This window comes from Flavobacterium sp. Leaf359 (genome assembly GCF_001423985.1).
In the GTDB taxonomy this organism is placed as follows: Bacteria; Bacteroidota; Bacteroidia; order Flavobacteriales; family Flavobacteriaceae; genus Flavobacterium; species Flavobacterium lindanitolerans.
In genome coordinates this window covers 569465-578652 of sequence record NZ_LMPW01000001.1, presented here as the reverse complement: position 1 = coordinate 578652, position 9188 = coordinate 569465, and the positions used below count along the sequence as shown (strand labels likewise).

The 9188-nt window shown below is 36.9% G+C and carries 9 protein-coding genes; 3 read left to right on the top strand and 6 right to left on the bottom strand.

From position 1 onward, the window contains the following. The 3 genes from ASG38_RS02550 to ASG38_RS02540 form a co-directional block, all read left to right on the top strand. Nucleotides 1-1195: gliding motility-associated C-terminal domain-containing protein (locus ASG38_RS02550; protein WP_162239638.1), on the top strand; the 1195-nt coding region annotated here is incomplete at its 5' end. Between the two features lie 48 nt (nt 1196-1243). Next, nucleotides 1244-2155 carry a type IX secretion system membrane protein PorP/SprF gene (locus ASG38_RS02545; protein WP_056066682.1) on the top strand — a complete coding sequence of 304 codons (912 nt, stop codon included), beginning with the start codon at nt 1244-1246 and terminating at the stop codon, nt 2153-2155. A 12-nt stretch (nt 2156-2167) separates the two neighbouring features. After that, a complete protein-coding gene (locus ASG38_RS02540) occupies nt 2168-4111 on the top strand; it encodes an OmpA family protein (protein WP_056066680.1) in 1944 nt (647 codons plus the stop codon). A 351-nt stretch (nt 4112-4462) separates the two neighbouring features. On the opposite strand, the gene ASG38_RS02535 is transcribed toward ASG38_RS02540, so the two are convergent. The 6 genes from ASG38_RS02535 to pyrR all read right to left on the bottom strand — a co-directional run bounded on the left by ASG38_RS02535 (nt 4463) and on the right by pyrR (nt 8916). Next, the gene (locus ASG38_RS02535; RefSeq protein ID WP_056066677.1) at nt 4463-4969 is read right to left on the bottom strand and encodes a CAP domain-containing protein; all 507 of its coding nucleotides are present in this window, start codon (nt 4967-4969) and stop codon (nt 4463-4465) included. Nucleotides 4970-5154: 185 nt separating this feature from the next. After that, entirely contained in the window at nt 5155-5796 is a 642-nt protein-coding gene (gene pdxH / locus ASG38_RS02530; RefSeq protein ID WP_056066674.1) for a pyridoxamine 5'-phosphate oxidase, read from the bottom strand. A 246-nt stretch (nt 5797-6042) separates the two neighbouring features. Next, nucleotides 6043-6948, bottom strand: a complete 906-nt coding sequence (locus tag ASG38_RS02525; RefSeq protein ID WP_056066671.1) for a ribonuclease Z — start codon at nt 6946-6948, stop codon at nt 6043-6045. Between the two features lie 62 nt (nt 6949-7010). Then, on the bottom strand, nt 7011-7343 hold the full coding sequence (locus tag ASG38_RS02520) for a hypothetical protein (protein ID WP_056066668.1): 333 nt from the start codon (nt 7341-7343) through the stop codon (nt 7011-7013). A gap of 68 nt (nt 7344-7411) precedes the next feature. Beyond that, a complete protein-coding gene (locus ASG38_RS02515) occupies nt 7412-8341 on the bottom strand; it encodes an aspartate carbamoyltransferase catalytic subunit (RefSeq protein ID WP_056066663.1) in 930 nt (309 codons plus the stop codon). A 35-nt stretch (nt 8342-8376) separates the two neighbouring features. After that, nucleotides 8377-8916, bottom strand: coding sequence for a bifunctional pyr operon transcriptional regulator/uracil phosphoribosyltransferase PyrR (pyrR, locus tag ASG38_RS02510; protein ID WP_056066660.1), 540 nt, complete (start codon nt 8914-8916; stop codon nt 8377-8379). Between the last annotated feature and the right edge of the window lie 272 nt (nt 8917-9188).

Sequence of the window (9188 nt, the reverse complement as noted above, 5' to 3'; positions counted from 1 at the left end):
GACCGATGCTTGCGGAACTGCGACTGTAACTTTCGCCGAGACAAGGACTGACGGTGCCTGCGCCGGAAGCTATACCCTTACTAGAAAATGGACGGCTACAGACCTTTGCGGAAATACAGTAGACCATATACAAGTAGTGACTGTAACTGATAACCAAGGCCCAACATTCGTAGAAACTGTGCCTACAGATGTTACTGTAGCTTGTGGATCTGTTCCAACAGCACCAACACTTACAGCTACTGATAACTGTAGTATGGCTACTGTTACAATGCTTGAAACTATTGAAAATGGTGCTTGTGCTGGAGATAAGATTATCACAAGAACCTGGACAGCGGTTGATTTATGCAACAACATAACTTCTGCAACACAGATAATAACTGTAGAAGATAATATGGCTCCTACTTTGGTTACTCCTATAGAAACGACTATAAATGTTGTTTGTAGTGAGGTTCCTGAAGTCCCTGTTTTAGAATTTACAGACTCTTGTTCTTCAGTAGAAAGTGTTATATTTGATGAACAGATTGAAAATCAGACAGCAACAGGTTATACTATCACCAGATCTTGGTCTGCAACTGACAGCTGTGGAAATTCAAACGTAATTACGCAAACAATAAATGTTACGATATCAAATCCTACACAAACAATTGCCAGCGAATTATGTGTTGAAGATCTTTCAATCGATCTGTTTACATTACTTGACAATTCTATAGAAAGAACGGGAACATGGATTGACACAAATAACTCTCGAGGATTACTCGGAAGTATTTTCAATCCTGCCAATGTTACGCTTGGAGATTATGTATTGAGCTATGTAATTGCTGACGGCGATTGCCCTAGAACAATTCAAATCAACATGAACGTAAATGATGACTGTGTTGTTTTGGCACCATGTGAAATTATAGTTCATAATGCTATGACACCAAACGGAGATGGTTTGAATGAATTCTTCCAGATCGAGGGGCTTGATTGTTATCCAAATAATACTGTAGAAATATACAATCGTTGGGGAGTATTAGTATTTGATGCCCAAGGCTATGACAATACGACTAAAGTATTTAGAGGAGTATCTGAAGGTCGTGCTACAGTAAAAAAATCAGAAGAATTACCTGATGGAACTTACTACTACGTACTGAAATATGTCGATGCTGAAGGAAGATCCAGAGAAAAAGCAAGTTATCTATATATTAATAGATAAAGTCCAACTTCCAGGGATGCAAATCCCTGGAACTAAACAAATAAATAAATGAAAACAAAATTTTTATTTTTCGCTTTACTGTTGACAGGTTTTGCAGGTTTTGCGCAACAAGATGCCCAGTACACTCAATACATGTACAACACTATTAATATAAACCCGGCCTATGCCGGTTCCAGAGGCGTAATGAGTATTTTCGGCCTTCATAGAACCCAATGGGTTGGTTTGGATGGAGCTCCTGTAACCAATGCAGTTTCTTTAAATACACCTATCAATAATAGTAAATTAGGAATCGGACTTTCTTTTGTCAATGACAGAATTGGTCCGACAGACGAAAACACTATTTCTGCTGATATATCTTATACTGTTCAGACATCGGAAACTTATAAACTTTCGTTTGGTATTAAAGGAACGGCCAATCTTTTTAGCCTGGACGTAAACAAATTAAACCCTGCCGATGCCGGTGACCCTCACCTGCAGAATTTCAACAATAATTTTACTCCAAATTTTGGAGCCGGGGTTTACTTCCATTCCGATAAATTATATGTAGGTCTTTCCGTTCCTAACTTTTTACAGACAACCCGTTATGAAGACAACTCCGTTTCGGTTTATAAAGAAAGGATGAATTTTTATTTCATCGGTGGTTATGTATTTGATTTGAGCCCTAGTATTAAATTTAAGCCTGCATTCCTTATGAAAACCATTCAGGGCGCTCCCTTACAACTTGACGTATCCGGTAATTTCTTGTTCAACGATAAATTTACCATTGGAGCAGCCTGGAGATGGGATGCCGCGGTTAGTGCGATGGCTGGTTTTCAGGTTACAGAAGGTTTGTTTGTAGGTTATGGATATGACTTAGAAACAACAAAGCTCTCCAATTATAACTCCGGCTCACACGAAATATTCCTTCGATTTGAGCTTTTCAACAAGTTTAACAAATTAACTTCACCTAGGTTCTTCTAATACTGTGCAATCATGAAAATCAAATTTATATACCTCGCATTTTTAAGTACAGTCTGCTTTAGCGGATATGCGCAAAAATCGGCTGTGGCATCAGCAGATAAGAAGTATGAGAAATATGCTTACATTGATGCTATAAAAACCTATGAGCGTGTTGCTGAAAAAGGATACAAGTCGCAAGATATGCTTCAAAAACTTGGAAACTCTTACTACTTTAATGCTGATTTGGAAAATGCTGCCAAATGGTATGGTGAGCTTTTTGCCATGACGCAGGATGTAGAGCCAGAATATTTTTACCGTTATTCACAATCTCTAAAAGGAATTGGAGAATATGATAAGGCTAATGAGATGCTTCAAAAATTCAATCAGAAGTCAGGTACTGATTCTCGTGGGAAACTATATGAGGAAAAGAAAAATTATCTGGAAGAAATCAGGAAAAATTCCGGAAGGTATAAAATCGATAATGCCGGGATAAATTCTGAATATTCTGATTATGGAAGTGCTTTCTTTGGAGATAAGGTAGTTTTTACTTCTGCACGGGATACCGGAAACTTTTCAAAAAGACAGCATTCATGGACAAATATGTATTTTACCAATATGTATGTTTCAGATTTGAGTGCAGACGGTGCATTATCGGCTCCACAAAAGTTTGCAAAAAGCCTGAATACCAAATTCCATGAAGCCACTCCGGCTTTTTCCAAAGATGGAAAGACCATGTATTTTACCCGAAATAATTATAACGATGGTAAAAAAGGCAAAAGTAGCGATAAGGTAACTTTATTAAAAATCTACAAGGCGACTTTAGAAGGCGACAAGTGGACAAATGTTACGGAACTTCCTTTCAACAATAACAATTACAGTGTGGCCCACCCTGCTTTGAGTCCGGATGGAAAAACAATGTATTTTGCTTCTGATATGCCGGGAACTTTAGGACAATCTGATATTTTTAAAGTCAGCATTAATGCCGATGGAAGTTTCGGAACACCGGAAAACCTTGGACCTAAAATCAATACTCCGGGAAGAGAATCTTTTCCTTTTGTATCAGATGAAAATGAGTTGTATTTTGCTTCCGATGGCCAGCTTGGGTTGGGTGGTTTTGATATTTTTGTTTCAAAAATTGGAAACGACGGTAGCATTAAAGAAGTTAAAAACATTGGAGAACCTGCCAATAGCAAAAAAGATGATTTTGCCTATATCATTAACTCTAAAACAAGAATTGGCTTTTTAAGTTCCAACAGAGACGGCGGAAATGGCAATGATGATATCTACAAATTTGTTGAAACCAAAAGATTGGAATTTGAATGTGAACAGCTTTTGGCCGGAACCATAACCGATTTGGAAACCGGAGCGATTCTTCCAAATACAAAAGTGACTTTATTTGATGAAAAATTCAACAAATTAAAAGAAGTAACATCTGATGCTTCCGGAAAATATTCTTTTGAGGATGTACAATGCGGTAAATCGTATTATGTAAGAGCCGAAAAACAAGACTATGTAACCAAGGAATCCCGAATAACCTTACCAAATGAAAGCGGTGAAACCGACCTTCCAATTGCTTTGGAAAAAACAGTCAAGAAAGTTAAAGTTGGTGATGACCTTGCAAAAGCATTCGGTATCAAGATTATTTACTTTGATCTTGATAAATGGAATATCCGTCCGGATGCAGCTACTGACCTTGCAAAAATTGTTGATGTGATGAAAGAATACCCAACGATGAAAGTTGACGTAAGATCACATACAGACAGTCGTCAGACACACAAATACAATGAAAGGCTATCTGACAGAAGAGCCAAATCAACTATTGCGTGGATGATTAACGATGGAATACAAGCTTCACGATTAAGCGGAAAAGGTTATGGAGAAACTCAATTGGTAAACAAATGCTCTGATGGGGTTCCATGTTCTGAAGAAGAGCACCAATTGAACAGAAGAAGTGAATTTATTATTACTGAATTATAACATACCTAAATGCCATAAAAAGCAAAAGCATCCTGGACTAGCAGGATGCTTTTTTTGTTATTGACCTATTGTAATATATTTTTAAAATATATCCCCATACAATAGTTTTCACGCAGACCTTAATGAAAGAATAATTCAGAACAAAAGAACAATCTTTAATGAATGTATTTTAAAAAAATAATCCACGAAAATTAAACCCCATCTAATATTAATTATCTAAAAAAATAATTCCTGTCAAATTATTGCAATCAATAGTATGGAAAGGTGAACGTAAATAACAATCTTTTTGGGCTGTCTCAAAAAAAAGACTGCAATACAAACTGCAGTCTTATGATACTGAGCTTTACCCGTTTATTTTTTTATGAACATATTGGTGTAATATTTCCGTCCTGATTCCGGGCTGATACGGACAGAAATTCCAAAATGAGTAAAATCTCCTTCGATATTTGCTTTATGGCTTGGACTCTCAAGCCAGGCATGTAATGCTGCCTGTGGAGTGTTATAATTATAAGCCACATTTTCATTGACTTTAACCGCTCCCAATACCTGTATCAGGTTTTGTGACCTTTCTTCGAAATAGGCATGATTGACAACGTTGTTTTCAATCATGTACTCGTTGTGTTCTTCTGATTTGTAAGAAATGTGATTGATTGGCTGTAAAGCCGGTAAATTGAGCGATTGTCTGTGTTCGTTAATAATACGCATCAATTCTAATTCTGTGGGATTGTAATCATAATTTTCTACCAAAGTAGAATTTCCATTTGTCAGGTTACTGTCATCAGATGAATCTGAAGAACAAGATAACATTGTGAACAAAAAAGCCACTGGCATTAATGTTCTTAGCATTATTGCTTTCATAGGTTAAGTGTTTTGGTTCATAATTCGAAAAAGCCTTTGGGAAAACTTCTTCAAATTGTAAGTAAGATTTATGATGGGGCACAACTCTTACTTAACGATTCAATATTACAAAATCATCGTTGAACTGCAAAATAAAATCGACGAAATGCATGTTTTTGTATTTTTCATGCTATTATTCCTATAAATCATGAGGAAAGCCTGTCCTTTATCCAAGTGTTTTCGCGGTATTGGAAACGAATTCTATCATGAAGCCTGTTGGGCCTACCCTGCCAGAATTCTATCTCATAAGGCTTGACCAGATAACCTCCCCAATAAGCCGGACGAGCGATTACTTTTCCTATAAATTCTTCTTCCAGATTTTTTACCTTAACTTCCAGAACTTCTCTGTTTTCTATGATTTCACTTTGGTGTGAGGCAAGTGCTCCTAATTGGCTTCCAAATGGCCTGGATTGGAAATAAGCATCTGAAATTTCATCAGCTGTTTTTTCAGCCGTCCCTTTAATGATAACCTGCCTTTCTGCGTAAGGCCAAAAGAAAGAAAGACAAACATTCGGGTTTTCGGCTATGGCTTTTCCTTTTTCAGATTCGTAATTGGTAAAGAAAATAAAACCTTCCGGGGTGAACTGTTTTAAAAGCACAATTCTTGATTTCGGGAAACCGTCTTTCCCGATAGTGGCAATAGTCATTGCATTCACTTCTTCTGTCCCTCCTATAGCTTCGGCTTCCTGAAACCACAAGTCAAATAATTCAAAAGGATTGTCCGGTATGGCGGTTTCTATCAGTTCACTTTTTTCGTATGATTTTCTGTAATCGCTTAAATCTTTCATAGCTTGGTCAATTGGAAAATTTGAATTACAAAGTTACAAACTTTGTGAAGTGGAGATATGATATTTGTCAGGAGGTTTTTTTTGAAAGTTACTAAGCTTCTAAGTGGCTGAGTGACTAAGGACAATAAGCAATTAAAGGAAAAGCAATTAGACTATAAAATATTGAGAGAATATGTTTTTTTGATATTCAAATTTAATTCTAACTCAAAAAACCTTAGCACTTAGAAACTTAGCCACTTAGCGGCTTCAAAAAGAAAACCTTTCCCCATCATCTCCCAAAAAGACATTCGGGAAAATAGTTTCTGCTTCTTCTTTGAATTTCTGAATCGATTCGTATCGTGTGGAATAATGGCCCAATACCAGATTTTTGGCATTTGCCTTAAGCGCAATCCGGGCAGCTTCTTTTGCCGTTGAATGCATGGTTTTTTCTGCCAAAGCGGCTTCCGATTCTAAAAAGGTAGATTCATGATAAAGAACATCTACGTTTTCAATCAGCGGTAATATATCTTCATTATACACCGTATCCGAACAAAACGCATAGCTTTTTGGAGTATCCGGATCAAAAGTCAGTTCGGCATTAGGAATCACGCGACCATCTTCTAAAGTAATATCTCCGCCATATTTGATTTTTTTGTAATAAACCTGGTCGATTTCATATTCCTGTACTGCATCAATATTGAGCTTTCTTTCGCTGAACTTTTCGAGGAATAAATAGCCGTTAGTATATATCCTGTGTTTAAGCGGAATTGTCTTGACAATTACCTTATCATCTTCAAAAACGGTTTCGGACACATCCGATTCCAGTTCATGGAAATAAAGATTGTAATTGGTCCAGGAATTGGAAAGCTTTAATTGCAGTGTAATAATCTCTTTTATTCCCTTTGGCCCATAAATATGCAGGTCATTGACCCTGTTCAAAAGCATGTAGGTAGAAACCAGACCAACAAGTCCGTAGACATGGTCTCCATGAAGGTGAGAAATAAAAATGTGGTTTATTTTGGAAAATTTGATCTTGTTTTTCCGTAGCTGAACCTGTGTCCCCTCACCACAGTCTATGAGAAACATCCGGTCTCTTATTTCCAAAACCTGCGATGTCGGATTTGTAATAGTTCTGGGTGTAGCGGCATAACAGCCAAGAATCGTCAGCTTCATTTTTTACTCTTAAATCTAAAAATCTTAAATCCGAAATCTTTCAGAAATCTTAAATCAAAAACCTAAAATCCTAAATCTCTTTCAATTTCCTCCATCTCAATAATATCATGGGCTTCAAGAAGAGTCGGAACCACAATCATTTCATCAGGCACTTCGTTAAAGTCAAAATCATTGACAACAATTACAAATGATTTTTTTGCTTTTCGGTGTTTGTTTGACAACGATAGAAAAGAAAGTATCTGGTCCAAGCTCACATCTTTGTCGGATGAGATATCCAAAACCAGGTTATGGTTTTTGAAGCTCCCATATTCATTTGTTACTTTTTCCAGAAAAGAACCTACATTACCCTGCGTATCTTTTATTACTGTTGTATGTCCTTTTTGATCCACTTTCATATTGTCTTATTTTTTAAAAGTAAAGTTTGCTAAGTCCAAAGTTACAAAGGTTTTTGGCTTTTTTATTCCTATTGTTTAATTTTTGATGCCAGAAGATAAATTACCGCCATACGTACTGCCACACCATTTTCAACCTGGTTTAGGATAACAGACTGTTGCGAATCGGCTACATCAGAAGAGATTTCGACACCTCTATTGATTGGTCCTGGGTGCATGATTACGATTTCTTTATTTAGCGAATCTAAAAATGCCTTATCTACTCCGTATTGCTGTGTATATTCTCTGGTGGAAGGGAAATAATTCACATCCATCCTTTCATTTTGTACCCTGAGCATATTGGCCACATCACACCATTCAAGTGCTTTTCTAAGGTTTGGTTCCACACCAACTCCCAAAGATTCGATATATTTTGGAATTAAGGTTTTAGGTCCGCAAACTTTGACTTCGGCTCCTTGCATTTTAAGGGCATAAATATTGGAAAGCGCCACACGTGAATGCAGAATATCACCTACAATCACGACTTTCTTTCCGGCAACTTCGCCTAGTTTTTCTCTTATCGTAAAAGAATCCAATAAACCTTGCGTTGGATGTTCGTGTGCACCATCGCCGGCATTGACAATACTCGCATTGACATTTTGTGAAAGAAAATAAGCCGCTCCCGGATTGGAATGCCTCATGACTACCATATCAACCTTCATTGAAAGGATATTGTTGACAGTATCAATCAGGGTTTCTCCCTTTTTAACCGATGACTGCGCTGCTGAAAAGCTGATAACATCAGCCGAAAGGCGTTTTTGTGCCAATTCAAAAGACAGTTTGGTTCTGGTACTGTTTTCAAAAAATATATTAGCTATGGTAATATCTCGAAGCGAAGGAACTTTTTTAATTGGTCGGTTGATGACTTCCTTAAAATGATCGGCTGTTTCAAAAATAAGGTCAATATCCTGTTTGGTGATATATTTTATTCCTAATAAATGATTTACGCTTAATTCGCTCATTTTTATATGTGTTGTTGTGTTGTTATTTTAAGAACTTAATTGGTTACAAGGTAAACCACATCTTCTCCCTCCTGTTCTTTCCAGCATACCTTCACCTTTTCATTGTTTATGGAATCGACCTGTCTGCCTCTGTAATCCGGCTGGATTGGCAAATGGCGGCTAAATCGCCTGTCAATCAAAACCAGCAACTCAATTTCTGATGGCCTTCCAAAGGATTGGATGGCAGTCAAAGCAGAACGGATGCTTCTTCCGGTATATAAGACATCATCAATAAAAATGACTTTCTTATTTTCTACCAAAAAGTTAATCTGTGTTTTATTGGCTTCCAAAGGCTTTTCTGTCCTGCGAAAATCATCCCTAAAAAAGGTGATATCAAGATAGCCTAAAGCAACATCCTGTACTTTATATTCTTTTAAAAGTAATTCCTTCAGGCGTTCTGCCAAAAAGGTTCCGCGAGGCTGGATTCCTACAAGGATAGTATCTGAAAAATCAAGATGCTTTTCAATTAACTGACAGGCCAAACGATGCAGAATGATATTGACTTCTTTTGAAGTAAGCAATATTTTTTGACTCATAATGAAGTGTTGTGTTTGGTTTGTAAAAGTAGGCAAAATTTACTTCCAAGTAAAATAAAAATACAGTTTTGCCCTAACCTGCTTCCATACTAAAATGATACTTACCAAAAACACGCAAACTCAACATCTCAGAACCTTAACCTTAGCGCCTCTACTTGGTAGCTGCTTTTATTTTGCCACAGATTAGAATGATTTCACAGATTGATAAAGAAAGTACAAAAAACTCGCTTTCAATTAACTTTCTCTTTAGATATCAAACACACCAACTTAGT

Bases quoted from the DNA above. Each gene is read 5' to 3' on its own strand.
- ASG38_RS02545 (WP_056066682.1), top strand. From the start codon at position 1,244: ATGAAAACAAAATTTTTATTTTTCGCTTTACTGTTGACAGGTTTTGCA.
- ASG38_RS02540 (WP_056066680.1), top strand. From the start codon at position 2,168: ATGAAAATCAAATTTATATACCTCGCATTTTTAAGTACAGTCTGCTTT.
- ASG38_RS02535 (WP_056066677.1), bottom strand. From the start codon at position 4,969: ATGAAAGCAATAATGCTAAGAACATTAATGCCAGTGGCTTTTTTGTTC.
- pdxH (WP_056066674.1), bottom strand. From the start codon at position 5,796: ATGAAAGATTTAAGCGATTACAGAAAATCATACGAAAAAAGTGAACTG.
- ASG38_RS02525 (WP_056066671.1), bottom strand. From the start codon at position 6,948: ATGAAGCTGACGATTCTTGGCTGTTATGCCGCTACACCCAGAACTATT.
- ASG38_RS02520 (WP_056066668.1), bottom strand. From the start codon at position 7,343: ATGAAAGTGGATCAAAAAGGACATACAACAGTAATAAAAGATACGCAG.
- ASG38_RS02515 (WP_056066663.1), bottom strand. From the start codon at position 8,341: ATGAGCGAATTAAGCGTAAATCATTTATTAGGAATAAAATATATCACC.
- pyrR (WP_056066660.1), bottom strand. From the start codon at position 8,916: ATGAGTCAAAAAATATTGCTTACTTCAAAAGAAGTCAATATCATTCTG.